20 protein-coding genes are annotated in these 25,714 nt (G+C 74.9%); 1 reads left to right on the top strand and 19 read right to left on the bottom strand.

Annotated elements, in window-relative coordinates:
* Window positions 1–4 precede the first annotated feature (4 nt).
* The 16 genes from PUR26_RS29935 to PUR26_RS29860 all read right to left on the bottom strand — a co-directional run bounded on the left by PUR26_RS29935 (window position 5) and on the right by PUR26_RS29860 (window position 18,770).
* Window positions 5–1,549 (bottom strand): FAD-dependent oxidoreductase, encoded by a 1,545-nt coding sequence (locus PUR26_RS29935; protein ID WP_329877146.1) that lies wholly within the window; start codon window positions 1,547–1,549, stop codon window positions 5–7.
* Between the two features lie 193 nt (window positions 1,550–1,742).
* The gene (locus tag PUR26_RS29930) at window positions 1,743–2,465 is read right to left on the bottom strand and encodes a class I SAM-dependent methyltransferase (protein ID WP_329877145.1); all 723 of its coding nucleotides are present in this window, start codon (window positions 2,463–2,465) and stop codon (window positions 1,743–1,745) included.
* Complete coding sequence (locus PUR26_RS29925; protein WP_329877144.1) at window positions 2,462–3,673, bottom strand: lycopene cyclase family protein; 1,212 nt, start codon at window positions 3,671–3,673, stop codon at window positions 2,462–2,464. Before PUR26_RS29925 ends, PUR26_RS29930 begins: the two co-directional genes overlap by 4 nt.
* Window positions 3,674–4,087: 414 nt before the next feature.
* On the bottom strand, window positions 4,088–5,011 hold the full coding sequence (locus tag PUR26_RS29920) for a glutaminase (RefSeq protein ID WP_329877143.1): 924 nt from the start codon (window positions 5,009–5,011) through the stop codon (window positions 4,088–4,090).
* Window positions 5,012–5,056: 45 nt separating this feature from the next.
* Complete coding sequence (locus tag PUR26_RS29915) at window positions 5,057–7,174, bottom strand: xanthine dehydrogenase family protein molybdopterin-binding subunit (RefSeq protein WP_329877142.1); 2,118 nt, start codon at window positions 7,172–7,174, stop codon at window positions 5,057–5,059.
* A gap of 63 nt (window positions 7,175–7,237) precedes the next feature.
* Window positions 7,238–8,245, bottom strand: coding sequence for an FAD binding domain-containing protein (locus PUR26_RS29910; protein ID WP_329877141.1), 1,008 nt, complete (start codon window positions 8,243–8,245; stop codon window positions 7,238–7,240).
* Complete coding sequence (locus tag PUR26_RS29905) at window positions 8,242–8,766, bottom strand: 2Fe-2S iron-sulfur cluster-binding protein (protein ID WP_329877140.1); 525 nt, start codon at window positions 8,764–8,766, stop codon at window positions 8,242–8,244. Before PUR26_RS29905 ends, PUR26_RS29910 begins: the two co-directional genes overlap by 4 nt.
* Before the next feature lie 26 nt (window positions 8,767–8,792).
* A complete protein-coding gene (locus PUR26_RS29900; RefSeq protein ID WP_329877139.1) occupies window positions 8,793–9,275 on the bottom strand; it encodes a DUF5709 domain-containing protein in 483 nt (160 codons plus the stop codon).
* A gap of 191 nt (window positions 9,276–9,466) precedes the next feature.
* Window positions 9,467–9,643 (bottom strand): CsbD family protein, encoded by a 177-nt coding sequence (locus PUR26_RS29895; protein WP_329877138.1) that lies wholly within the window; start codon window positions 9,641–9,643, stop codon window positions 9,467–9,469.
* A gap of 80 nt (window positions 9,644–9,723) precedes the next feature.
* Window positions 9,724–9,903 carry a hypothetical protein gene (locus PUR26_RS29890; protein ID WP_329877137.1) on the bottom strand — a complete coding sequence of 60 codons (180 nt, stop codon included), beginning with the start codon at window positions 9,901–9,903 and terminating at the stop codon, window positions 9,724–9,726.
* A gap of 287 nt (window positions 9,904–10,190) precedes the next feature.
* Window positions 10,191–11,318: a glutamate--cysteine ligase 2 gene (locus tag PUR26_RS29885; RefSeq protein ID WP_329877136.1), complete on the bottom strand. Its 1,128-nt coding sequence runs from the start codon at window positions 11,316–11,318 to the stop codon at window positions 10,191–10,193.
* Window positions 11,319–11,874: 556 nt separating this feature from the next.
* On the bottom strand, window positions 11,875–13,011 hold the full coding sequence (locus PUR26_RS29880) for an XdhC/CoxI family protein (protein WP_329877135.1): 1,137 nt from the start codon (window positions 13,009–13,011) through the stop codon (window positions 11,875–11,877).
* A gap of 42 nt (window positions 13,012–13,053) precedes the next feature.
* Window positions 13,054–14,496, bottom strand: a complete 1,443-nt coding sequence (locus PUR26_RS29875; protein WP_329877134.1) for an NCS2 family permease — start codon at window positions 14,494–14,496, stop codon at window positions 13,054–13,056.
* A gap of 343 nt (window positions 14,497–14,839) precedes the next feature.
* The gene (pucD, locus tag PUR26_RS29870; RefSeq protein WP_329877133.1) at window positions 14,840–17,248 is read right to left on the bottom strand and encodes a xanthine dehydrogenase subunit D; all 2,409 of its coding nucleotides are present in this window, start codon (window positions 17,246–17,248) and stop codon (window positions 14,840–14,842) included.
* A gap of 5 nt (window positions 17,249–17,253) precedes the next feature.
* Window positions 17,254–17,877, bottom strand: a complete 624-nt coding sequence (locus PUR26_RS29865) for a (2Fe-2S)-binding protein (RefSeq protein ID WP_329877132.1) — start codon at window positions 17,875–17,877, stop codon at window positions 17,254–17,256.
* A 2-nt stretch (window positions 17,878–17,879) separates the two neighbouring features.
* Window positions 17,880–18,770, bottom strand: a complete 891-nt coding sequence (locus PUR26_RS29860) for an FAD binding domain-containing protein (RefSeq protein ID WP_329877130.1) — start codon at window positions 18,768–18,770, stop codon at window positions 17,880–17,882.
* 344 nt (window positions 18,771–19,114) lie between these two features.
* On the opposite strand from PUR26_RS29860, the gene PUR26_RS29855 reads away from it, so the two are divergent.
* On the top strand, window positions 19,115–20,827 hold the full coding sequence (locus tag PUR26_RS29855; RefSeq protein ID WP_329877238.1) for a PucR family transcriptional regulator: 1,713 nt from the start codon (window positions 19,115–19,117) through the stop codon (window positions 20,825–20,827).
* A 125-nt stretch (window positions 20,828–20,952) separates the two neighbouring features.
* On the opposite strand, the gene PUR26_RS29850 is transcribed toward PUR26_RS29855, so the two are convergent.
* From PUR26_RS29850 to PUR26_RS29840, 3 genes are read right to left on the bottom strand one after another with little or no spacing between them, the layout of a single operon-like run.
* The gene (locus PUR26_RS29850) at window positions 20,953–22,680 is read right to left on the bottom strand and encodes an ABC transporter ATP-binding protein (RefSeq protein WP_443077214.1); all 1,728 of its coding nucleotides are present in this window, start codon (window positions 22,678–22,680) and stop codon (window positions 20,953–20,955) included.
* Window positions 22,677–24,404: an ABC transporter ATP-binding protein/permease gene (locus PUR26_RS29845; RefSeq protein ID WP_329877128.1), complete on the bottom strand. Its 1,728-nt coding sequence runs from the start codon at window positions 24,402–24,404 to the stop codon at window positions 22,677–22,679. The genes PUR26_RS29850 and PUR26_RS29845 overlap by 4 nt, the downstream gene beginning before the upstream one ends.
* On the bottom strand, window positions 24,401–25,711 hold the full coding sequence (locus tag PUR26_RS29840; RefSeq protein ID WP_329877126.1) for a hypothetical protein: 1,311 nt from the start codon (window positions 25,709–25,711) through the stop codon (window positions 24,401–24,403). The genes PUR26_RS29845 and PUR26_RS29840 overlap by 4 nt, the downstream gene beginning before the upstream one ends.
* Window positions 25,712–25,714: the final 3 nt, after the last annotated feature.

Genomic DNA, 25,714 nt, shown 5'->3' with positions numbered 1-25,714 from the left:
GCCTTCAGTCCGCCCCCAGCCGGGCCAGGGCGCGCAGCGCCGGCGACCGGCCCCGGTCGGGCACGGTCCAGAGCGTCTGCCCCTGTACGCCCCACCGCTCCAGCAGCGCGTTGGCGGCGAGGAAACCGCTGGTGGCGGCCCGTTCCATCAGCGCCACGGGAAGCCCGGTGCGCACCAGGTCGCCCGCCACCACCAGGGCGGGGTCGGGGGTGCGGACCGTGGGCCGGTCCGGGTAGCCGCCGACCGGGAAGTGGGGGCAGTCCGCGCGCCATTCGTGCCTGCGGTCCACGACCACGGCGGCACGGGTCTCCGGGTACACGGTGCGCAGCCCCGCAACAAGCCGTTCCTCGAACGCGGGCCGGTCGGTTCCGGGGGCCGTGGCGTAGGCGTGCAGTTCGATGACGCTGCCGCCGGTACGGGCCGCCCAGCGGGCCGCCTCGCCCTCCCAGCGGTTCAGCACGCTGACGTTGTCGAGTCCGTCGTAGCCGCTCGTCCCGAGGAAGCCGGGGCGGCCGTCGGCTACGGGACGGTCGAGCCAGAGCCGGGAGACGAGGAACGGCGGCGCGGTGCGCAGCCGGCCGATCCGGGCGCGCCACGCCTCGTCCCCGAGCCGGGGCGAGCCGGCCACGACGCCGCGCAGCCCGGCCGTGTCCATGGCGAGCACCACGGCGTCGTACGGGAGCCCGCCGTCCCCCGCGACGACGGTGAACCCTCCGCCGGCGGCGGGCTCCACCCGTTCCACGGCCCGGCCGCCGAGAAGGGCGGCGCCGAGGCCCCCGAGATAGGCGCCGAGGGGTTCCCACAGGGCCTGCGGGAAGGGCTCCGACGGCACGTCGAAGAGCAGACCCTCGCTGGATCCGAGGAAGTAGATGTGGAACATCAGCGCCAGCTCCGCCGCCGAGAGCGTGCGCGGGTCGACGAAGAAGCTCCGGGAGAACACCTCGAACGCCAGGTGGTACGCCGCCTCGGGGAAGCGGATCCGCTCCAGCAGCTCCTGGGCGCTGACGCCGTCCAGCCGCTCGTAGACGTCCGGTACGCGGACGTCGAGCAGCGGCAGCGCGGCGCGCGGGTTCATCCGGGCCAGGTCGCGCAGGCCGAAGGTGGGGCTGAGCGCGGCGAAGCCGAGCGCGCTCCAGGGCGGTGTGCGCGGGACCCGGGAGAAGCTGTCGTCCATGCCTCCGCTGTGTCGCAGGGGGTAGTCGGGAAGCGGGGTGAGCATGCCGAGCGCGGGGTCGGCCCGGCGCAGCAGCCCGCGCAGGTTGTAGTACTGGCGGAAGAAGGCGTGGAAGCCCCGGCTCATGGTGGCGGTGGAGCCGTCGGCGAGGGTGACGGGCCGGCCGGCCAGCCGTCCGCCGAGGGTCCGCTCGCGCTCGTAGAGCGTGACGCGCACGCCCCGTTCGGCGAGCGCGGTGGCGGCCGCGAGCCCGGCGATACCGCCGCCGACGACGGCGGCGGCCGGCGCGGGCCCGGGGACGCGGTGGCGGCCGGGGCGGGGCGTGAGGATCCTGGCCCGCCGGTCGCGGCCGCGCCGGGGCGCGGCGGCGCTCACGGGCACTCCCCCGCGCCCCGGCCGGCGCGCAGGGGCTTCCTCCGCGGGGCCCGGCCGGCGGGGCCGAGGCCCGCATCGCGGGACGCGGCGGCGGGCATGGGCGCCCCTTCCCGGCAGCTCGTTGCGGCCGTGCCCGCCGAAACCCGGCGCCCCGTTGCGGCCGTGCCCGCCGATGCCCGGTGCCTCGCGGCGCTCACGCGGGTTCCTCGCCGGACCTCGCGGCCGTCACCGTGTGGACGATGCCCGCCTGCCAGCCCGGCATCGGCAGGACCCGTACCCGGGTGAGGCCCGCCCGCCGGACCCGTGCGGCGAAGGCCGGCGCCGTGTCGAAGTCGACGACGCTGCGGTACAGATGGCGGTAGAGGCCGCGGTCGCCGCAGAGCGCTCCCGCGGGTTGCACGATGCCCCGGCAGACGGCGCGCCACACCAGCCGGTCGGCCGGGCGGCCGCCGAGGACGTACTCGTGCACGGCCAGCCGGCCCCCTGGCGCGAGGAGGTCGCGCACGGCCGCGAGCAGGAGGTCCGGGTCGGTGACGTTGCGGAAGAGGTAGGCGGCGAGGACCGCGTCGAACGGTCCGTGCACGCCCGCCCGCCGGAGTTCCTCGGCGGGGGCGTGGATGAAGCGGACCCCGGTCGGCCACCGCTTGGCCGCCGCCCGGTCCAGCATGCCCGCCGAGGCGTCCACGGCGGTGATGTCGGCCAGCGGGGCCGCTTCGAGCAGTGCCGCCGTCGACGCTCCCGTGCCGCATCCCAGGTCCAGCAGGCGCAGTCCCGCGCCCCGGCCGGGCAGGCGGAGCCGGCGGGCCGAGCGGCGCAGGTGGGCGTGGTAGCCGGGGTTGAGGGCGACGAGCCGGTCGTAGGCGGGGGCCGCGTGGTCGAACGCGGCGGTCAGGTCGTCGTCGCGCAGTACGGTCATGGGCGTCTCGCTTCCGGACGGTGGGGGGACGGGGCGGGGCTCCGGGCGAGCCGGGGCAGTTCGACGAGGGTGCGGAGCATGGGCAGGACGGGTGTGCGCAGGCCGATGAGGAATTCCTCGCCGGGCCGGGTGTCCCCGTCGAGGAAGCGCAGCAGGCGCTCGGCCGGCACGTCCCGGAAGAGTCGGGTGAAGAACGCGGGGCCGTCGATCCGTCCGCGGTGCAGGGCGCGCAGCAGCACCGCGTCCATGGCCAGGTGGCGCGCCCGGTGCGCGGGGGGCGGCTCTGGGGTGCGCCCGGCGTGGAGGGCGGCGGCGACGGCCCGCGACTGGCGCTGGATCCCGGCGAAGGTGTAGCCGGTCGAGGGCCGCGTGGCGCCGCCGGCCGTTCCGATGCGGAACACCGAGGCGCCGGCGCGGCGGCGGTGGCGGGCGTCGCTCATCGGGATGACGCCGTGTTCGGCCGCGCGCACGGTGAACCGGCCGAGTCCGAGTACCTCGCCCGTGTAGTGGCGCAGGGCGCTGTCGTATCCGTCGTCGTCGAGGACTGCGGCGGAGAACTCGGTGTACTCGACGAGTGCCTCGCTGGGGCCGAGCGGCAGGACGTATCCGAAGGACAGGCCCCGGTGCGGCTGCGGGGTGCGGAAGTCCATGAGATCGGCGACTGCCGGGTCGAACACCGGCCGGTCCGTGCGCACGAACCAGCCGCGGAAGTGCTGGAGCAGGGTGGTGCGGGCGGGGGGCGGCACGGGCGGGGGCCGTGAGTCGAACACCCAGCGGGCGCGCAGCCGGAAGGGGTCGCCGTGGGCGGTGACGCCGTCCACCCGCGCACCGCCGCCGGGCAGGTCACGGATGGTGTGGACGGTGACGTCGATCCGCCGCGCCGTCGTGCGGAGCCGTTCGCGCGCGGCGGCCTCGAAGGCGGCGGAGCGCAGCATCTTGTACCTCAGCGGGCCGGGGCTCCCGACCAGGGGGACGCCGTCGGGGCCGTGTACCCGCAGCCGGTCCCAGGAGGCGGCCAGCAGGTCGTCGAAGTCGCCGCCCGGTCCTTCCCAGAAGCACCAGGTGCGCTCGGGGGGTCTGAGCGGGCCGGGCGGGGCGTCCAGCACCGTCACGCGCGGGCGCGGCCCCGGGCCGGGCGCGCACAGCCGGTACGCGAGCGAGAGGCCGGCGGCGCCCGCGCCCACGATGGCGACGTCCGTGTGCAGCATCAGAGCTCCTCCGGTCGGGGGCCGATGCCTCAGCATTCCGGAGCGGAGGGCCGGAAGCGCGCAAGCGGCGGCCGTGGCGCGCGGTCGGGGGAACCGTCGCGTCCGCACTCGTCGTCGGCCCGCCGGTTCCGGCCGGGCACTCGTGGCACCCAGGGCGGTGAAGGCGGACCGGGCGCAGCCCCTCCTCCAGCTCCTCAGGGGCCAGGGCGTGGCCGACGCGCGCGCCATGTCCTCCGGCACCGCGTCCAGCCCCGGTCGGCCGGTGATCGTACGCGGCGCCGGCATCGGGGTCGGGGTTTCCCGGCGTGCGCGACGTCGCCGGGCCAGGTCCCGCCGACGGCTCCCGGCCGCCGAACGGTCCGCCCGGCCGGACCGGACCGAGCCGCAGCCGCTGACGCACGCCCGCAGCGGGCGTCAGAAGACCGACAGGCCCGTCAGCGTCGTGAAGCGGTCCAGGGCGTCCACGCCCGCCACCGAGTTGCCGCGCGCGTCGAGGCCCGGGCTCCAGACGCACAGGGTGCAGCGGCCGGGCACGACGGCGATGATCCCGCCGCCGACACCGCTCTTGCCGGGCAGGCCCACCCGGTAGGCGAAGTCGCCGGCCGCGTCGTAGGTGCCGCAGGTGAGCATGACCGCGTTGATCTGCTTCGCCTGGCTGCGGGTGAGCAGCGTCGTGCCGTCGGCCCGTATGCCGTGCCGGGCGAGGAAGCCGGCGGCCGACGCGAGGTCGGCGCAGGACGCCTCGACCGAGCACTGACGGAAGTACTGTGCGAGCAGGCCCGGGACGGGTCCGGAGATGTTGCCGTAGGACGCCATGAAGTGGGCGAGGGCGGCGTTGCGGTCGCCGTGCCCGGCCTCGGAGGCGGCGACCGTCTCGTCGAAGGCGAGCTCCGGGTTGCCGCTCTCGGCACGGAGGAAGTCGAGCAGGCACCCGGCCGCGTCGCCGGTGAGGGACTGCAGCCGGTCGGTGACGACGAGGGCGCCCGCGTTGATGAACGGGTTGCGCGGGATGCCGTTCTCGTACTCCAGCTGCACCAGGGAGTTGAACGGGTTGCCGGACGGTTCCCGGCCCACGTTCCGCCACAGCGCCTCGCCCTCCATCGAGAGCACGAGGGCGAGGGTGAAGACCTTGGTGATGGACTGGGCCGAGAAGGGCCGGCGCCAGTCCCCCACCCCGTACACCGTGCCGTCGAGTTCGGCGACCGCCATCCCGAAGCGCGAGGGGTCGGCCTCGGCGAGCACCGGGATGTAGTCCGCGGGGCGGCCCCGGGCGGGGGCGGCCGCGATCTCCTCGGCGATACGGTCCAGGACCGGCTGGAAGGACGAGGACTCGGTCACGTGCTCCGGCTCCCGACGGTGGTGCGATGGCGCGTCGCGCCCACCCTACGACAGGCGGGGCAGCACCCGGTCGGGCGTCAGCGGCAGCTCGCGGAAGCGCACGCCGGTGGCGTGGTGGACGGCGTTGCCGATGGCGGCGGCCGTGCCGACGGTGCCGATCTCCCCGATGCCCTTGCTGCCCATGGGGTTGAGATGGGTGTCGTCCTCGTCGATCCAGTGCGCCTCGACGGCCGGGACGTCGGCGTGGGCCGGCACGTGGTAGGACGCCAGGTCGCTCTCCACGAAGTCGCCGAAGGCCGGGTCCATCGTGCTGTGCTCGGTCAGTGCCATCCCGAGGCCCATGGTCATCCCGCCGATGAACTGGGAGCGTGCCGTGCGGGGGTTCAGGATGCGTCCCGCCGCGTACACGCCGAGCAGCCGGGACACCCGCACCTCTCCGGTGCTCGTGTCGACCCGTACCTCGGCGAACTGGGCGCCGAAGGCGTGCCGGGCGTAGGGGGGTTTGCGCCCGGCCGCCTCGGTGGTGTCGGCGGACGCGGACAGGCCCTCGGGCGGCAGCGCTCCGGAGTGCCCGGCCAGTCGCCGCAGCAGGTTCGCGCACGCCTCGTGCACCGCCCATCCCCAGGAGCCCGTCCCCGACGAGCCGCCGGCCAGGGAGGCCCGCGGCAGCCGGCTGCTGCCGATCTCGATGTGCACGGAGCCGAGGGGGACGCCCAGCGCCTCGGCGGCGACCTGGGCGAGGACCGTACGCGCTCCGGTGCCGATGTCCGTCGCGTTCACGCGCACGGCGTAACCGCCGTCGGGGAGCGCGGTGGCGGTGGCCGTGGAAGGGGCGATCAGTACGGGATAGGTCGCGGCGGCGACGCCCGTGCCGGTCAGCAGATCGCCGTCGCGACGGACGGCGGGGCGGGGGTCGCGGTCGTGCCACCCGAAGCGACGGGCCCCCTCGCGCAGGCACTCCACGAGGTGGCGGCTGCTGAAGGGCAGGTTGCTGTCGGGCTCGGTGGGGGGTTCGTTGCGCACGCGCAGCTCGACCGGGTCGATCCCGACGGCGTCGGCGAGCTCGTCCATGGCCGACTCCAGCGCGTACATGCCGGGGGTCTCGCCCGGTGCGCGCATCCACGAGGGGCTGGGGACGTCCAGCGCGACGACGCGGTGGGCGGTCAGGCTGTGCGGGGAGGCGTACATGACGCGCGCGGGCACGGCCGCCTGCTCGACGAACTCCTTGATGCGGGAGGTGTGGGTGGAGACCTCGTGGCTCACCGACACGAGGGTCCCGTCGGCCTCGGCGCCGAGCCGGAGGCGATGCAGCGTGGGGGCGCGGTGGCCGACCACGGCCGCCATCTGCTTCCTGGGAAGAGCGAGTTTCACCGGCCGGCCGGTGTGCCGGGCGGCCATGGCGGCGAGCACGACGTTCGGCCGTGGCGTGCCCTTGGAGCCGAAGCCGCCGCCGACGTGTTCGGAGACGACCGTGACCCGGTCCTCGGCCAGGCCGAAGAGCCCGGCCAGCACACCGCGCACCGTGGTCGACCCCTGACTGGAGTCGTACACGGTCAGGTGGTCGCCGCTCCAGCGGGCGTAGGCGGCATGCGGCTCCATCGGGTGGTTGTGCAGGGGCGGCACCCGGTAGGAGACGTCGACCCGGACGACCGAGCCGGCGAAGGCCGCGGCCGCGTCGCCGCGCTCCCGGCGGGCGGGGTGGCCGCCGTTGGCCTCCTCTGGTTCGTACAGGCCCGGATGGTCCTCGGTGAGGGTGACGTCGTGCGGCTCCTCGGCGTAGGAGACGCGCACGGCCTCGGCGGCGGCGCGGGCGGTCTCGATCGTGTCGGCGACGGCCAGGGCGACGAACCAGCCCCGGTGGGGAACGTCGGCGTTCTGCAGGACGGCGAGGATGGGGTCGTCGGGCTTCTCCAGCCGTGGCGCCGTGTCGGGGGTGAGGACGGCGATCACCCCGGGCAGGGCGTCGGCGGCCGAGGTGTCGATCGCGGTGATCCGGCCTCGGGCGACGGTGGCGGCGACAGGCCAGGCATAGGCGCAGTCGGGCGGGTTGTGCTCGTGCTCGGTGGCGTAACGGGCGACGCCGGTGACCTTGTCCCGGCCTTCGAGGCGTTCGGCGGGGGCGCCGAGCACGGTCGCGGTGGGGCGCGTGGCGGTGGGACGCATCACGGGGTCCTTCGCTTGCGGGGCCGGGTGGCTGGGACGGACGGGCAGAAGGGCGGCGGGGGTTCAGGCGCCGGCGGGAGGTGCGGGCCGGGCGGCCAGCTCGGTCAGGGCCCGCCGCGCGAGGTTGCGGGCGAGGGGGACCTTGAAGGCGTTGTCGCGCAGGGGCTGCGCCTGGTCGAGTTCGGCGTCCACCGCGCGGGCGATCCGCTCGTCGTCGGGTGCGGCTCCGAGCAGCGCGGCCTCCGCGAGGCGGGCGCGCCAGGGCCGGTGGGCCAGACCGCCGAACGCGATCGCGACCCGGCGGACGGTACCGTCGCCGTCCAGGTCGAGGACGGCCGCGACGGAGGCGAGGGCGAAGGCGTACGAGGCCCGGTCGCGGGCCTTGCGGTAGAGCGAGGGCAGTCCGGCGGCGGCGGACGGCAGGACGACGCCGGTGATCAGTTCGCCGGGCCTGATCACGGTGTCCAGCTCCGGGTGCTCCCCCGGGAGGCGGTGGAATTCGGTGACCGGGACCGACCGTTCGCCCTCGGCCCCGTGGAGCTCGACGACGGCGTCCAGTGCGGCGAGCGCCACGGCCATGTCGGAGGGGTTGGTGGCGATGCACCCGGGCGAGTGGCCGAGCACGGCGTGGTCGCGGTGGACGCCGTCGCGGGCCCCGCAGCCGCTGCCGGGCGCGCGCTTGTTGCAGGGCTTGGACAGGTCCTGGAAGTACGGGCAGCGGGTGCGCTGCAACAGGTTGCCGCCGGTGGTGGCGACGTTGCGCAGCTGTCCGGAGGCCCCCGCGAGCAGCGCCTGGGAGAGCGCGGGGTAGCGGCGTCGGACCAGCGGGTGGGCGGCGAGGTCGCTGTTGCGTACGGTCGCCCCGATCCGCAGGCCCCCGTCGGGCAGCTCCTCGACGCCGTCCAGCGGCAGCCGGCTGACGTCGACGAGGGTGGCCGGGCTCTCCACGCCGAGCTTCATCAGGTCGACGAGGTTGGTGCCGCCGGCGAGGTAGCGGGCGTCCTCGTGGGCGGCGTGGGCCGCGGTCGCCTCGTCGAGGCTGCCGGCGCGTACGTAGGCGAGGGGTTTCACCGGATCACGTCCTCGACGGCCTCGACGATGTGGGGGTAGGCGCCGCAGCGGCAGATGTTGCCGCTCAGCCGCTCCCGGATCTCCGGTGCGGTGAGTTCCGCCGGGCCGGTTCGGGGCAGGGCCGCGGGGTCGGTCACATGGGAGGGGTGTCCGTCGGCGGCCTCGGCGATGACCCCGACGGCGGAGCAGAGCTGCCCGGGGGTGCAGTACCCGCACTGGAAGGCGTCGCGTTCGATGAAGGCCCGCTGGAGGGGGTGGAGCGCGTCGCCGTCGGCGAGCCCCTCCACGGTGGTGACGGCGGAGCCGTCCTGGGCGACGGCGAGGAGGAGGCAGCTGTTGGCCCGGCGGCCGTCGACGAGGACGGTGCACGCCCCGCACTGGCCGTGGTCGCAGCCCTTCTTGGCCCCGGTGAGCCCGAGGTGTTCGCGCAGCACATCCAGGAGCGTGGCGCGGTTGTCGACGGTGAGGGTGTGGGAGGAGCCGTTCACCCGGAGGGTGAGGGGCGAGTGGGTCGGCTGCACGGGCCGGGACCTTTCCTGAGGTCTGGTCAGCGGGTTTCGTCGTCGGGGACGACGTGGACGGCGGCTTCCTCGGCGGAGGCCGCGGCGCCGTCTATCCCGACGTCACGGGCGACCATGTCGTGCTCGGAGTCCGTGCGCACGCCCTCGTCGGGCGCGACGAGCCGTCCGGAGCGGGAGGTGCCGACCTCGTCGTCGTACGGTTCGCCCTCGCCGCCGGGGAGATCGCCGATGTCGTCGGGCAGGTTGTCCGGGTCCTCGGTCTCCAGCGCCGGGTCGGGCATCTCCTCGGACAGCCGCTGGTCGAGCGTCTCGCCCTCGTTCTGCTCGCGGGCGGTGGTGCCGGTGCGCTCGACCCCGAGCGGGCGCTCGGGCGGGGACCAGCCCTCGTCGTACGGATCGGCCTCGCGGTCCGAGAGGGTGTCCTCGGCGTCCAGGATGCCCTCGTCCTCGGCGATCTCGGCATCGTCCGGCTGGTAGACCTCGTCGCCCATCGCTTCTTCGGTTCCCATGATGCGGCTCCCGTGTGCTGCTCTGCTGCCGTCGCGTCCGTACGCCTGATCGCGTATCCAGCCTGGATCAGGTCACACCTCGCGGCACTCCGGGGAGGGCCGGGAGCCCGCACCGCGCCCCGAACGGACGACGGTGGCCCGGCGGGAGATCCCGCCGGGCCACCGTGGGCATGACGCACGCGCGCCCTTCGTCACCGGTCGAACGCGTCCTTGGCCTTCTGGCCTGCGTCGCGCAGATCGCCCTTGGCCCGCTCCGCGCGTCCTTCCGCGGTCATCCGCTCGTTGCCGACGGCGCGGCCGACGTTCTCCTTGACCGCGCCCTTGGCCTTGTCGGCCTTGGCGGAGAGCCTCTTGTCCTTCTTGGCCATGGTCGCGCTCCTTCGTTGCTGAGCCGTTTCCCTTGACGAAGGAGCACGTGCCCGGGACCGGAGCGCGCAAACACGGACTCTCAGGACTGTTCGGGGTATTCCCCTCCCGGAGCGGAAGCGTCGGTGGACGGGCCGAGGAGCCGGTCGGCCTGCCGGTGGGTGAGGTCGGCGAGCTTTCTCGCCTCCCCCAGCACGTCGCCGTGCTCCTGGACGAGCTGGTCGTATATCGGCGAGCCGGGAGCGGCGTAGCGGGTGGTCACGTGCGGGTCTCCTTCGAACGCGGGCGGCGGGGGGCCGGGCGGCCCGGTCCCCCGCCACGCCTTCCCGGCGGCCCCGCGCCCATGCGCCCATGCGCCCGCGATCGCCCGGCGCCGCCCCGGCCACGCCATCACCGACACCGTCATCCGCGCCGAACGCGGGCGCCCGGCCGGTTTCCGGCAACCTCTTCGTCTCCCGGGAGACCCCGACCCCCGCCGCCGGCCCCATGCCGCCGGCCCCCGCCGACGCCCCCTCGCCCCACGCCCGGGCGCGACGCGGTCACCTCCGCTCACGACGGCGCGGGGGCCTCCTCGGCCCGCGCGCCTTCCTGGGTGCGGCGCACACAGGCCGCGACCACCTCCCGCAGGGAGCCGGTGCGCCGCAGCAGCTGCCGCTGGACGCGCGCGCCGTTGCCGGTCCTCAGCAGCCGGGCCAGGCCTTCGCGCGCGTGGTCGAGGTCGCCGTTGGCGTCGAGGGCGTCCTCGACATGGGCCAGCAGGGCGTGGACGACCCGCTCGGCCGGTGCCGGCCGCATGGTGAGGGGGTGGATCAAGGTGTCGTCCAGGCCCGATCTGCTCGCCCGCCAGGCCGCCGCGCGCAGCAGGCCCACACCGTGGCGCGCGGGAGGCTCCCCGTCCCGCCACTGGCGGGCGGCCGTGTCCACCAGGCCGCGCGTGAGCGTGGCGATCAGGGCGGTGGTGGAGGCGTCGAGGCAGACGTCGGCCGCCCGCACCTCGACGGTCGGGTAGGTGCGCGACAGCCGGGCGTCGAAGTAGATCATGCCCTCGTCGTGGAGTACCCCGGTGCCCAGCAGGTCGCGCACCTGCCGGTGGTAGCGGTCGGCCGAACCGAAGACCTCCACGGGCCCCGCGGAGGGCCAGCGGCCCCAGACCCGGCTGCGGTAACTGCTGTACCCACTGTCGTGCCCCTGCCAGAAGGGGGAGTTCGCGCTCAGGGCGAGCAGGACGGACAGCCAGGGCCGGATCCGGTCGAGGACCCCGACGCCCTCCTCGTCCGAGACCACCGAGACGTGGACGTGGCAGCCGCTGGTCAGCTGCTCCTGCGCGGTCAGCCCGAAGTGCTCCTGTATCCAGCGGTAGCGCTTGCCCTCGCTGAGCGCGGGGCCGGCCGGCAGCGGCGAGGTCGCCAGCGCGGCGACGGCTCCGCCGGCCTCGGCCGCGTGGTCGGCCGCCTCCGCGCGCCAGCGCCGTATCTCGGCGGCCAGCTCGCGCATGCCGGTCTGCGGGTGCGTGGCGAACTCGAGCTGCTGCCCATGGAGTTCCTTGGTGAAGGTGTGCTGCCGCCCCGCCCGGCTCCACCGGGCCGCGATGGCCAGCACGGCCGTGGACAGGGCGCGCGGTTCACCGGTCTTCGGGTCCACCAGGAGGAGTTCCTCCTCCACTCCCACACTGCGCAACGGAAACCACCTTTCCGATCGCGTACCGCGGCGACTGCCGGACCCCTCATCATCCCGGTTCCCGGCACACCGCGCACGGCCCGGTGCCCGGGCGGCACCGATCTGGCGGGTTCCCATCGGCCCCGGCGGTGGCCCGCCGCCGCACGGGGGCGGGCCGGTACACGACCGGTCGGGCGGGCCCGGCGCCCGGCCGCCGGAGCCGCCGGGGCCCGGTCACCGGTGTACCCGGGGACGCGCGCCGGTCCACGGCCGGGCCGGCCCGGGCCCTCCGGCCGGTGCCGGCCCGGCGGGAGCGGCCACCGCTCGGATCACGCCGCCCGTGGACACGGGCCGCGTCCCACATCCGCCACACCCGCCACACCCGCCACACCCGGCACACCCGGCACACCCGGCACTCGGCTCGTTCCGGAACCTGCCCATCGACGCCGCCGCCCCGGGCCGGGGCGGCGGAAGCCGTCGGACCGGGGCCGGAGCAGCCCCGCAGCAAAGGACACGGGACCGGGCGCACGGACCCGGGCCGGGCGCGACGGGGAAGCGTCACGGCCGGGGGCCGCCCTCAGGCGACCGAGCCGATGCGGCCCGCCGGGGCGTCCGGGCCGTCGTGGTGGATGGGCGTGTGGGCGCCGGTCAGGGAGCGCCCGCTGCCGCCCCTGCGGTTGGCCACGATCTCCGCGCCGATGGACAGGGCGGTCTCCTCGGGCGTGCGGGCGCCCAGGTCGAGGCCGATCGGCGAGCGGAGCCGGGCCAGCTCCAGCTCGGTGACCCCGACCGCGCGCAGACGCTCGTTGCGGTCCTCGTGGGTGCGGCGGGAGCCCATCGCGCCGACGTAGGCGACGGGAAGCCGGAGGGCCAGTTCGAGCAGCGGGACGTCGAACTTGGCGTCGTGGGTCAGCACGCACAGGACCGTACGTCCGTCGACCTCGGTCGACTCCAGGTACCGGTGCGGCCACTCGACGACGATGTCGTCGGCCTCGGGGAAACGGACGGCGGTGGCGAAGACCGGCCGGGCGTCGCAGACGGTCACGTGGTAACCGAGGAGCTTCCCGACCCGGACCAGCGCGGACGCGAAGTCGATCGCGCCGAAGACGATCATGCGCGGGGGCGGGACGCTCGACTCGACCAGCAGGGTGAGCGGCTGTCCGCAGCGCGAGCCGTCGGCACCGATGGTGAGCGTGCCGGTGCGGCCGGCGTCGAGCATGGCGAGGGCCTCGCCCGCCGCCGTGCGGTCGAGTTCCGGATGTCCGCCGAGCCCGCCCTCGTACGAGCCGTCGGGGCGGACCAGCAGCGCCTCGCCGCGCAGTCCGGCGGGCCCCTCCGTGATTCTGGCGAGAGCGGCCGCCTCCCCCCGGGCGGCGGCCGCGAGCGCGGCGGGGAAGACCCCGCCGCGGACCGGGGTGACGAGGATGTCGATGACGCCGCCGCAGGTCAGACCGACCGCGAAGGCGTCCTCGTCGCTGTAGCCGAAGCGCTCCAGGACGGTCTCGCCGTCCTGGAGCGACTGGACGCACAGGTCGTAGACGGCCCCTTCCACACATCCGCCGGACACCGAGCCGATCGCGGTCCCCTCGCCGTCGACGGCGAGGGCGGCACCCGGCTGCCGGGGTGCGCTGCCGCCGACCGCCACCACGGTGGCGACGGCGAAGTCACGGCCCTGCTCGACCCACCGGTCGAGCTCTTCGGCGATGTCCAGCATGTCGGTCTCCTCGATCAGGGTGGCGGATGTGTGGAGGGTGCCTCAGTGGGCGGTGCCCGTGGCGAAGTAGAAGACGAAGACCGCCGAGAGCACCCACATGAAGATGCTCGGCTCTCTCCACCTACCCTGCGCCGCCTTGATGGCGCAGTACGCGATGACCCCGGCGCCGACGCCGGTGGTGATGGTGTACGTGAACGGCATCAGGACGACCGTGAGGAAGACCGGCACCGCGACGGACCAGTCGGTCCAGTCGACGTGGCGGGCGTTCTGCAGCATCATCGCGCCGATGACGACCAGGGCGGCCGAGGCCACCTGGCCGGGAACCAGCTGGGTGAGCGGGGTGAAGAAGAGGCACCCGGCGAAGAAGAGGCCGGTGACGGTCGCCGAGAGACCGGTGCGTGCGCCCTCGCCGACGCCGGTGGCGGACTCGATGAAGACCGTCTGGCCGGACGCGCCGGCTACACCACCCACCGCGCCGCCCGCGCCGTCGATGAAGAGCGCCTTGTTCAGACCGGGCATGCGGCCCTTGGAGTCGGCGAGCCTGGCCTCCTGGCCGACGGCGATGATGGTGGCCATCGCGTCGAAGAAGCCCGCCAGCACCAGGGTGAAGACGATCGTGCCGACGGTGGTGACGCCCAGCTTCTCCCAGCCGCCGAACTCCACCTGGCCGAAGAGCGAGAAGTCCGGCATGGAGACGACGCTGCCGTGCAGGGCCGGCGCCTTGCCGCCCCACTCCGACTCCTTGATCAGCCCGGTGGCGGTGGCGGTGACGGAGATGACGGTGCCGATCACGATGCCCAGCAGGATCGCCCCGGGGACCTTGCGGGCCTGGAGCATGAAGATCAGCAGAAGCGTGACGGAGAAGAGGAGGACCGGCCAGCCGGTCAGCGAACCGCCGACGCCGAGGGTCACGGGGCCGCCGCCCTCGCCCTTGCCGACGAAGCCGGCGTTGACGAAACCGATCAGGGCGATGAAGAGACCGATGCCCATCGTGATGCCGTGCTTGAGCGCCAGCGGTATGGCGTTCATGATCACTTCGCGTACGCCGGTGACCACGAGCAGACAGATCACGCCGCCGTAGATGACACACATGCCCATGGCCTGCGGCCAGGTCATGTCGGGCGCGACCTGCGTGGACAGGACGCCCGCGACGCTGAGGCCCGCCGCGAGGGCGAGCGGTACCTTGCCGATGAGCCCCATCGCCAGGGTGGTGACCGCCGCCGCGAGGGCGGTGGCCGTGATCAGTGCCGGCTGGCTGAGCCTGTCGCCGAGCACGTCCTCGCCGCCGAGCAGCAGAGGGTTGAGCAGGAGGATGTACGCCATGGCCATGAAGGTCGTGACGCCGCCGCGCACCTCGCGCGCGACGGAGGATCCTCGGTGGGTGATGTGAAAGTACCGGTCGAGCCAAGACCGTCCGGCGGGAAGACGGGAACCGGATCCCGCGTCTTCGGCGACGGTCTTCGGCTCCACTGACGACTGGGTCATGGTGCCTACTCCCAAGGTTCACAGGGGCACCCGCGTGTACTGCGGTATGGGTCGCGGGATTTGGGATGGTGCGTGGGCTGCACGACCCGGGGGACGGCCCGAGGCGAACGGGTGGGGCGGGGTGTTGCGGAGCGGAACGTGGGGGGTCCCGCGTGGGGGACGTTCCGGGGGATGCTTCGCTGTTCCGGTCCGGGTCCCGACCGCGAGCGGTGCGGTGAGGACTCCGGGCGGTGCGGACCGCGGACCTGTGACGTTCCGTTGGGTGGCACGCACCGCCCGGAGGGCCGGGCGGCCTGTTCCGGACCCCGCCGGGCTCGCGCCCGGCGCGGAGCCGGAGCAGACGCTAAAGGGTGCCGGTGAGGTGCTCGGGGCGTACCGGCGTCCTGGTCAGCTCCAGGCCCGTCGCGTTCCGGATCGCCGCGAGGACGGCCGGGGTGGACGACAGGGTCGGGGCCTCGCCGATGCCGCGCAGCCCGTAGGGAGCGTGGTCGTCGGCGAGTTCGAGCACGTCGACGGGGATGGTCGGCGTGTCGAGGATCGTGGGGATGAGGTAGTCCGTGAAGGAGGGGTTCCTGACCTTGGCGGTCTTCGGATCGACGATGATCTCCTCCATGACCGCCATGCCCAGGCCCTGGGTGGTGCCGCCCTGGATCTGGCCGACGACGGACAGCGGGTTGAGCGCCTTGCCGACGTCCTGGGCGCAGGCCAGCTCGATGACCTTGACCAGGCCCAGCTCGGTGTCCACCTCGACGACCGCGCGGTGTGCGGCGAACGAGTACTGGACGTGGCCGTCTCCCTGGCCGGTGCGCAGGTCGAACGGTTCCGTCGGGCGGTGGCGCCATTCGGCCTCGACCTCGACGGCCTCGTCCGCCAGCACGTCGACGAGGTCGGACAGGACCTCACCGCCGTCGGTGACGACCTTGCCGCCTTCGAGCAGCAGCTCGGCGGTGGCCCAGGCGGGGTGGTACGTCCCGAACCTGCGCCGGCCGATCTCCAGGACCTTCTCGCGGACGAGCTCGCAGGAGTTCTTCACCGCGCCACCCGTGACGTAGGTCTGGCGGGAGGCGGAGGTGGATCCGGCCGAGCCGACCTGGGTGTCGGCGGGGTGGATGGTCACCTGGGTGACGCCGAGCTCGGTGCGGGCGATCTGCGCGTGGACGGTGATGCCGCCCTGCCCCACCTCCGCCATCGCGGTGTGCACGGTGGCGACGGCCTCGCCGTTGATGACCTCCATGCGCACCTTGGCGGTGGAGTAGTCGTCGAAGCCCTCGGAGAAGCCGACGTTCTTGAGGCCGACGGCGTAGCCGACCCCCCGTACGACACCCTCTCCGTGGGTGGTGTTGGACAGGCCGCCCGGCAGCGCGCGGACGTCGGCGCCCTCGGTGGACTCCCACTGGCGCTCCGGCGGCAGCGGGCGCGCCTTGACGCGCCGCAGCAGCTCGGCGACCGGAGCCGGGGAGTCGACCCGCTGCCCGGTGGGCAGCAGGGTCCCCTGCTCCATGGCGTTGAGCTGCCGCAGCTCCACCGGGTCCATGTCGAGGGCCTTGGCGAGCTTGTCCATCTGCGCCTCGTAGGCGAAGCACGCCTGGACCGCGCCGAAGCCCCGCATGGCGCCGCACGGCGGGTTGTTGGTGTAGAGCGCGATGGCCTCGATGTCGACGTCGTCGATGGCGTAGGGGCCGACGGCGAGCGAGGAGGCGTTGCCGACGACGGCCGGGGACGCGGAGGCGTACGCCCCGCCGTCCAGCACGATCCGGCACTTCATGTGCGTGATCCTGCCGTCCTTGGTGGCGCCGTGCTCGTACCAGAGCTTCGCCGGGTGCCGGTGGACATGGCCGAAGAAGGACTCGAACCGGTTGTAGACGATCTTGACCGGCTTGCCGGTGCGCAGCGCCAGAAGGCAGGCGTGGATCTGCATCGACAGGTCCTCGCGGCCGCCGAAGGCGCCGCCGACGCCGGAGAGCGTCATCCGGACCTTCTCCTCGGGCAGGCCGAGGACCGGGGCGATCTGGCGGAGGTCCGAGTGCAGCCACTGGGTGGCGACGTACAGGTCGACGCCGCCGTCCTCGGCGGGTACGGCGAGGCCGGACTCCGGGCCGAGGAACGCCTGGTCCTGCATGCCGAAGGTGTACTCGCCGGAGACGATCACGTCCGCCCGCCCGGCGGCCGCGTCGGCGTCGCCGCGGACGATCGGCTGGCGGTGCACGATGTTCGGGTGCGGGACGTGCCCGGCGTGGTGGTCGTCGCGGCCCGGGTGCAGCAGGGGCGCGCCGGGGGCGGTGGCGGATGCCTCGTCGGTGACGACGGGCAGCTCCCGGTACTCGACCTTGATCTTGGCGGCCGCCCGGCGGGCGGTCTCCGGGTGGTCGGCGGCGACCAGGGCCACCGGCTCGCCGTGGTGGCGCACGACGCCGTTGGCGAGGACGGGGGTGTCCTGGATCTCCAGGCCGTAGTTCTTGACCTCGGTGGGCAGGTCCTCGTAGGTGAGGACGGCGTGGACGCCGTCCTGGGCGAGGGCCTCGGAGATGTCGATGGAGACGATCTCGGCGTGGGCGACCGTGGAGCGCAGGATCTGGCCCCACAGCATGTCCTCGTGCCACATGTCCGAGGAGTAGGCGAACTCGCCGGTGACCTTGAGGGTGCCGTCCGGGCGGAGCGTCGACTCGCCGATGCCGCCCTTGGTGCGGGAACCCTGGGAGATGTCGGTGGGAGTGCCGGCCGGGGCGGCGGCGATTCGGGGATTCAGCGCCATCGTTCTCAGACCGTCGCTTCCTGGTGTCCCTGAGGTTCCTGACGGGCGGCCGCGAGGCGGACGGCGTCGAGGATCTTCTCGTATCCGGTGCAGCGGCAGAGGTTGCCGGAGAGCGCCTCGCGGATGTCCTCGTCGGACGGCGAGGGGTTGCGCTCCAGCATCTCGTCGGCGGCGACCAGCAGGCCCGGTGTGCAGAAACCGCACTGGACGGCGCCGGCGTCGATGAACGCCTGCTGGATCGGGGCGAGCTCGCCGCCCCCGCCGGTGCGGGAGTCGCTGATCCCGTCGGTGGGCCGGGCGGACCAGCTCCGCGCGTCCTGGAGCGAGGTGCCGGCGGGGCCGCAGGCGCCGGTTCCGCAGGAGCCGTGCTCGGCGCGCTGCCTGGCGAAGTCGGCGAGGCCCTCGACGGTGACGACCTCGCGGCCTTCGACCTGACCGGCGGCGACGAGGCAGGAGCAGACCGGCACGCCGTCGAGGCGGACCGTGCAGGAGCCGCATTCGCCCTGCTCACAGGCGTTCTTGGAGCCGGGCAGGCCCAGGCGCTCGCGCAGGACGTAGAGGAGGGACTCGCCCTCCCACACGTCGTCGGCCTCCTGCTGACGTCCGTTGACCGTGAAGTTGACGCGCATGGTTATGCAGCTCCTTCCAGGGCGCGGCCGGTGCCGCGGTACTGCTCCCAGGCCCAGCCGAGCGTGCGACGGGCCATGATGCCGACCGCGTGGCGGCGGTACCTGGCGGTGCCCCGTACGTCGTCGATCGGGTTGCAGGCGCCGGAGGCGAGCTCCGCGAACTGCTTGGCGACGGAGGGAGTGATGATCTTGCCGCTGTCCCAGAACCCGCCTTCTTCGAGCGCGGCGTTCAGGAACTCCTCGGCCGCCTTCGCCCGGACCGGGGTGGGGGCGGCGGAGCCGATGCCGGTCCGCACGGTCCGGGTCTCGGGGTGCAGCGCCAGGCCGAAGGCGCAGACGGCGATGACCATCGCGTTGCGGGTGCCGACCTTGGAGTACTGCTGGGGCCCGTCGGCCTTCTTGATGTGGACCGCCTTGATGAGCTCGTCGGGTGCCAGCGCGTTGCGCTTCACCCCGGTGTAGAACTCGTCGATGGGGATGAGACGGGAGCCGCGGACCGATTCGGCCTCCACCTCGGCTCCCGCGGCCAGCAGGGCGGGGTGGGCGTCACCGGCCGGGGAGGCGGTGCCCAGGTTGCCGCCGACACCCCCGCGGTTGCGGATCTGCGGGGAGGCCACGGTGTGCGAGGCCAGCGCCAGACCGGGCAGCTCGGTCCTCAGCCGCTCCATGATCCGGCTGTACGGGACGGAGGCGCCCAGACGGACGCTCTCCTCGCCGACCTCGTACTCCTCGAGCAGCGCGATGCGGTTCAGGTCCAGCAGGTACTCGGGCCGCCGGTGGTCGAAGTTGATCTCGACCATGACATCGGTCCCACCGGCGATGGGCACAGCCGTGGGGTGCTCGGCCTTCGCGGCGAGCGCCTCCTCCCAGCTGGCGGGGCGAAGGAAGTCCATGAGTGGCTCTCTCCTACGTGATCCGGAGACATGTGATCTCAAGCGATCGAAGATGTCCCGGTGATCTGCGTGATCGGGTGTTCCGCCGGGGCTCGGGGGACGGCCGGCCCACATCTGCGTGTTCATGTTCATGTGCTGTTGACGCGTCGTGGCCCCAGTACACCGAGCGCTGCTCCATCAGGTGCAGTCACCGAAACCATGAAGGAGTTGGCTGGTCGCCCTCCTCGTCTTGTAGATTCGAACGAAAGGTGAGGAGCAGTAACCTCTTCGTTTCCCCCTGGAAACGATGGCCACGGCTCACCGGCACCAACGAGACATCCACGAGACAGATCGGCGGCGACGAGATGCGGCTGCGCGCACTGCTGGAAACCGATGCGCTGGGGCTGCGGCTGCTGGGCGGCGAGGACGAGCTCGACCGCACGGTCCGCGGCGTGATGACCACGGACCTGCGCGACCCGAGCCGGTACCTGTCCGGCGGTGAGCTGGTGCTCACCGGCCTGGCCTGGCGGCATGACGCGTCCGACTCCGAACCGTTCGTCCGGATCCTGGCGGGCGCCGGGGTGGCGGGGCTCGCGGCCGGCGAGGCGGAGTTGGGAGCGGTCCCGGACGACCTGGTGGAGGCGTGTTCGCGCCATCACCTGCCACTTTTCGCCGTGCACGAATCGGTTGCTTTCGCAACGATCACTGAGCATGTGGTGCGACAGGTCTCGGGGGAGCGCGCCGGGGACCTCGCGGCTGTGGTGGATCGTCACAGACGTCTGATGACGTCCGGTCCCACGGGCGGCGGACCGGAGGTCGTCCTGGACCTGCTCGGCTCCGACCTGGACCTTCGGGCCTGGGTGCTCTCCCCGACCGGACGGCAGATCGCGGGGGCGGGCGCCCCGCTGCCTCCCGAGGTGGGCGCGGCGCTCGCCGGGGAGCACCTGGCGGCCACCCGTACCGGACGCCGCGGTCCGCACCGGACGGCGGCGAACGCGACGACGTACTCCCTCTTCCCGATCCGTAACACCGGGCGCGGCGCCTCGCCCGCGACGCGCGATGTGCGCGAGACGGTGCTGTCCGACTGGCTGCTGGCCGTCGAGGCGGACGCCGGCGACTGGCCGGCCGCCCGGCTCGACCTGCTCCAGGGCGTGACCCAGCTGATCGCGGTCGAGCGGGACCGGCGGGACGCGGCGCGGACGGTACGGCGCCGGCTCGCGCAGGAGGTCCTCGAACTCGTCCAGTCGGGCGCCGCCCCCGCCGAGATCGCGGCGCGTCTGCGGGTGGCCGCACCGGTGCTGCTGCCCGGTCTCGGGACCGCCCCGCACTGGCAGGTCGTGGTGGCGCGCGTGGAGTGGGGGCAGACCGGTACCTCCGCCACGGCCCCGGAGGCCGGACCGGTGGCGCAGGCACTGCTGGAGGAGATCCTGGTCGATCCGGCGGCCGCCGGCCCCGATTCGGCCGACCGGATCGCGGTGGCGCACAACGGCGACGAGGCGATCGCGCTGGTGCCACTGCCGGCCGAGGCGCCCGGCGCGTCCACGGGCGCGGAGGGCGGTGAAGAGGCCGCGGCGGGCGCCTCGGGGCTGCACGCGGACACCCTGCTGGCCTCCGTGCGGGAGCCGCTGGCGGCGGGCCTCGCGGACGACGGCCGTCTGACGCTGGGTGTCAGCGCCCCGGTTCACTCGGCCGAGGGACTGCGCGGGGCCCTGGAGGAGGCCCGCCACGCCCGTCGCGTGGCCGCCGCCCGCCCGGGACCGGTGTGCGCGGCCGGGCACCACGAGCTGGCCTCGCACGTCCTGCTGCTCCCGTTCGTGCCCGACGACGTGCGCCGCGCCTTCACCGCCCGGCTGCTGGACCCCCTGCGCGACTACGACCGGCGCCACCGGGCCGAGCTCATCCCGACCCTGGAGGCGTTCCTCGACTGTGACGGTTCCTGGACGCGGTGCGCGACGCGGCTGCACCTGCATGTGAACACCCTGCGCTACCGGGTGGGCCGGATCGAGCAGCTGACGGGGCGTGACCTGTCCCGGCTGGAGGACAAGCTCGACTTCTTCCTGGCCCTGCGCATGTCCTGACCCTGCGCCACGCGCGCGATTGCCGGGCGCCGGGTGTCGCGGCGTGCGGCACCGGCACCGCCTCGCCTACGAGGGCACCGGCGCCCGCACCGCCCTGGCGGCCCCGCTCCGCCGGACCGGCGCCGTCAGCGGGTCAGCACCCGGGTGAACTCCCCTTCCCGGCCCGACAGTTCGGCCCACGTGCCCTCCTGTACGACGCGGCCCGCGGCGAGCACGGCGATGCGGGAGGCCCGGCGGATCGTGGACGGCCGGTGGGCGATCACCACCGTGGTCCGCGTGCCCGAGGTACGGGCCAGGGCCGTGGCCAGCGCCGCGTCCCCCGCCGTGTCGAGGTGGGCGGTCGTCTCGTCGAGGATCAGGACGCGGGGCTCGGCCAGCAGGGCGCGGGCCAGGGCGATACGGGAGCGCTGCCCGCCGGAGAGGGTGGTGCCCCGCTCCCCCACCCGGGTCCCGTACCCGTCGGGCAGCGCCTCGGCGATCCGGTCGACCCCGCACAGCCGGGCGACGGCGCGCAGCCGGTCGTCGCTCGCCGCCGGTGCCGCCAGGCGGAGGTTGTCGGCGAGCGTGCCGTGGAAGAGCGGGGCGTCCTGGCCGACCACCGCGACGGCCCGCCGCAGCTCCGCCTCCGCCACCTCGCGCACGTCGCGCACCTGCGCGAAGTCGCCGTCCGCGCCGAAGAGCTCGACCGAGCCGGCCGCGGGGTCCCAGAAGCGGGCGAGCAGATGGGCGCAGGTCGACTTCCCGGCACCCGATGCGCCGACCAGCGCGAGGGTCTCGCCGGGGCGTACGGTCAGGTCCACTCCGTCGAGCACGGGCGCGCCGCCATAGTCGAAGCGCACACCCCGCAGCCGGATCCCCAGGGGGCCGTCCGGCAGCGGGAGGGGCTTTGGGGGGGCGGGCGCCCCGGCCCTCGCACCGATCGCCGCGCCCACCCGGGAGGCGGCCGCCCGCAGGCCGCCCGCCTGCCCCAGCGCGGCGGCGGAGTCGGCGACCGGGGCCAGCACGCCCAGTGCCAGCGCCATGGCGGCGGGCGCCCACGCCCCGCTGAGCGTGTGCGCGGCGGCGGCGACGACCCCGACGACCGCCGCGACCACCAGCAGGTCCCGGGCCGCCGCGGCGCCCGCCTCCCAGGCGTGTTCGGCCCGCTGGGCGTCGCCGAGCCGCTCCCCGTGCTCGCGCAGCCGTGCGCGGCGGCGCTCCAGGCCCCCGAACGCGAGGAGTTCGCGCAGTCCGTCGACGGCCTCCACCGCCTCGGCGGACAGGTCGGCGGCGGCCCGTCGGGTGCGGGCGCCGCGCACCGCCCGGCCCCGTCCGTCCAGCAGCGGGGCGAGGACGAGCAGCCCGGCCGCGGGCAGGACGGCGCAGAGCAGCCACGGCTCGACGCACGCGAGGACCACCGCGCCCGCCCCGAACACCGCTCCTGAGGCGACCAGTTGGGCGATGGCGTGCGCGTAGAAGAACTCCAGCGCCTCCACGTCGCCGAGGGCCGCCGCGGCGAGGTCGCCGCTGCGCCGGCCCGCGATCCGGGCGGGCGCGCTGCGGGCGAGCCCGTCGAAGACCCGTACCCGCAGCTCGGCGAGGACCCGGTAGGCGAGGTCGTGCGAGAGGTCCATCTCCCGCCAGGTGGCCAGCGAGCGCACCAGGACGAGCGCGATGAGCCCCGCGACCGTCCCGGCGTCGGGCGCGGACCGTTCGACGACGGCCGTGCCGACGGTGTGCGCGGCGAGGGTGACCAGCGCGACGAGGGCCGCCTGGTCGGTGAGCGCGGCGCCGAAGGTCCGCAGGGTCATCGTCCGGTGCGCGCCGAGTACCGGCAGGAGCGCGCGCAGCGCCCCCCGTTCCATCGCGGTCATGCCGCCTCCTGGGGGTGTCCCGCGGCGACCAGCCGCGCGTAGAGCCCGCTCTGTGCCAGCAGGCCGGTGTGGGTGCCGGTCGCGTCGACCCGGCCGCCGTCGAGGACGACGATGCGGTCCGCGTCCCGTACCGACGCGAGCCGGTGGGCGACGATCAGACAGGTGCGTCCGCGTGCGGCGTGCGCCATGGCGCGGCCGATGCGCGCCTCGCGCCGTTCGTCGACGGCGCTGGTCGCCTCGTCCAGGACGAGGACCGGGGCGTCGGCGAGCAGCGCCCGGGCGAGGGCGAGGCGCTGGCGCTGACCGCCGGAGAGGGTGGCGCCGCGTTCGCCGATCGCGGTGGCGTAGCCGTCGGGCAGCGAGACGATCTCGTCGTGGACGCCGGCCGCGCGGGCCGCCGCGCGCAGCTCCCGGTCCGAGGCGTCCGGCCGGGCCAGGCGCAGGTTGTCGGCGACGGAGCCGTGGAAGAGGTACGTCTCCTGGGAGACGACCGCGATGCCGCGCCGCAGCGAGGCGAGGGTGTACGCGGCGCAGTCGGTTCCGTCGATCCGCACCCGGCCGCCGTCGGGGTCCCACTGCCGCAGCAGCAGCGCCAGCAGGGTCGACTTGCCGGCGCCGGACGGGCCGACGACGGCCGTCGTGCGTCCCGCCTCGGCGGTGAAGGTGACCCCGTCCAGCGCGGGTGCGAGGGCGCCGGGGTAGCTGAAGCGGACGTCCTCGAAACATATGTCCGGAGCCTTCGACGGAGCGTGCAGCGTGCCCTCGTCCGGCACTCCGCCGTCCGCCGTGCGCAGTTCGGCGATCCCGTCGGCGGCCGAGACGCCCAGGTAACCGGCGTGCCATTCGCGCGAGAGGTCGCGGACCGGCCGGAAGCACTCGGAGGCCAGCATCAGCACCAGGTAGGTGCCGGTGGCCGCGGTCCGCCCGGAGGCGGCCGAGGCGCAGGCGACGAGGGCGGCGGCGACCGTGCCGCCCTGGACAGCGAGGTCCGTGAGGCCGGTGTCGACCAGTGAGACGCGCAGCTTGGCGACGGTCGCCCGGTGCAGGGCTGCCGACCGGGCCTCCAGCCGCGCGCGGGTCCGGCCCACCGCCCCGGCAGCGCGCAGGGCGGGCATGCCCTGCAGGGCCTCCAGGTAGTCGGCGGACAGCGCCTCGTACGCCCCCCAGTGCTCCTGCCCCCGGCGGGCCAGGAGCCGGTCCCACCAGCGGGGCGCGAAGAGGGCCAGGACGAGGGCGGGGGCGAGGGCGAGCAGGGCGTACGGCTCGACGACGGCGACGGACACCAGGAGCAACGGGGGCAGGGCGCAGGTGATCAGCAGCTGCGGCAGGTAGCGCGACACAAAGGCGTCGACCCCCTCGACGCCGTCGACGAGGGTGGCGCGCACCGCCCCGGCCCGGTCGTCGGCGCCGCGCAGGGGGCCCCGCGCGCCCAGCCGGGCCAGCAGTTCGTCGCGGAGCCCCGTCCGTACCCGCGCCCCGGCCGACACGGCGGTCCGCCGCTGGAGCCGGCCGAGTGCCGCGCGGGCCGCGACGGCGAGCAGTACGCCCGTCAGCAGGGCAGGCAGGCCGGTGAGGTCGCCGCGCGCGATCCGGGCGAGCGCGAGGGCGAGCAGCACGGCCTGCGCGAGGTGGGTGACGACCACGGCGCCGAGCAGGGCGGTGGCCCCGATGAGTGGTCCGCGCGCGATCCGGGCGGCGCGCAGCAGCTCGGGGTGGAGCATCATGACCGTTGGTCTCCTTCGGTGCGGTGCCGGAGCGCCGGGCCGTGCCGGGCCCGCGTGCGGTTCCGGGGCTCCGTGCCGGGCCCGGCTTCCGTGCGGCGTCCCAGCGCGAGCCCGTGCACGATGTGGCGGGGCCCCGGACTCCCGTGCTGCCAGGAGCCGACGGGCCGGGAGGCCAGCCCCAGCGCGCAGGCGAGCGCCTGGGCGGCCCCGACGGCGTACCCGGCGGCGAGATGGTCGAGGCGGACCCGGGCGGACCCGGCGTCGTCGGGGCACCCGTGGGCCAGGAGCACGGCTCCCGTGTCGCTGAGCCACGCCTGGCCGGCGGCCCTGCGGGCGAGGCCGTCGGGGGCGGGACCGGGCCCGCGCGGGCGGCCCGGACCACGGGGAGGTGCGGCGATCCGCTCCGGTACCGCCCCGCCGCCCCTCCCGGCGGACGGGCCGGCTGCCATGGTCCACAGCAGGCCGCGGTCGCCGGCCGCCCGCCGCGCGGCGGCGAGCACGGCACCGGCCTCCGTACGGTCGGGCGCGCCGGGGAATCCGGGCGGCGCGCTGCGCCGGCCGAGGAGGACCTCGTCCGGCAGGACGGGGACGGCGACGGGGCGCCAGGCGGCGCGCACGGAGCCCGTCCGCGTCAGCTGGTCCAGCAGCCGCCAGGTCTCACGCAGGACGGGCGGGGCCGCCCGGTCCGCCGGCAGCGGGCGGCGCGCGGGGCCCTGGGCCGCCCAGCGCGTCGGCGCGTCGGGTGGTCCGGGCGTCAGCCGTACGGCGGCCAGGGCGTGTTCGGGTTCGGCGTCCCCCCAGTCGCGGGGCAGACCGGCGGCCGCCGCGAGGAGGGCGCCGTCGGCGTCCGGGCACCAGGTGGCCGCGCCCGCCAGGGCCAGCGCCGCCGCCGCGTGGCCGGTGTCCAGCAACAGGAGCGGCCAGCCGCGGTGGCCGTAGTGGGACACGGTGCGCCGCGCGGTGACGGTCAGCACGGCGATCGCCCCGCGCGGCGCGTCCGCGCCCGCCCCGCCGCGCGGGTGGAGGCGGTGGCGTACGGGGTCGTAGGCGTACCTGCCGGGCGGCAGGGTGCCGTCGGGGCCGAGCAGCAGATGCGTGTTGACCGGGTGCAGGGCCCCCGCCGAGGCGGCGGGGCGAAGCCGTCCGCCCGCCAGCGAGAGCCGGAGCGTGCGGTCCAGTTCGGGCGGGACGGGAAGCGGTTCGCCCGGCCAGGCGGTGACCTGGCGTCCGGCCGGGAAGTCCGGTGCGGGCGGTTCGGGTGAACGGGCGCGGGCGAGCGTGAGCGCGTCGGGTGGGGGGGAGGTCATGGG

This window comes from Streptomyces sp. SP18CS02, assembly GCF_036322365.1.
Classification (GTDB): domain Bacteria; phylum Actinomycetota; class Actinomycetes; order Streptomycetales; family Streptomycetaceae; genus Streptomyces.
This window is presented reverse-complemented; position numbering and strand designations above follow the sequence as displayed.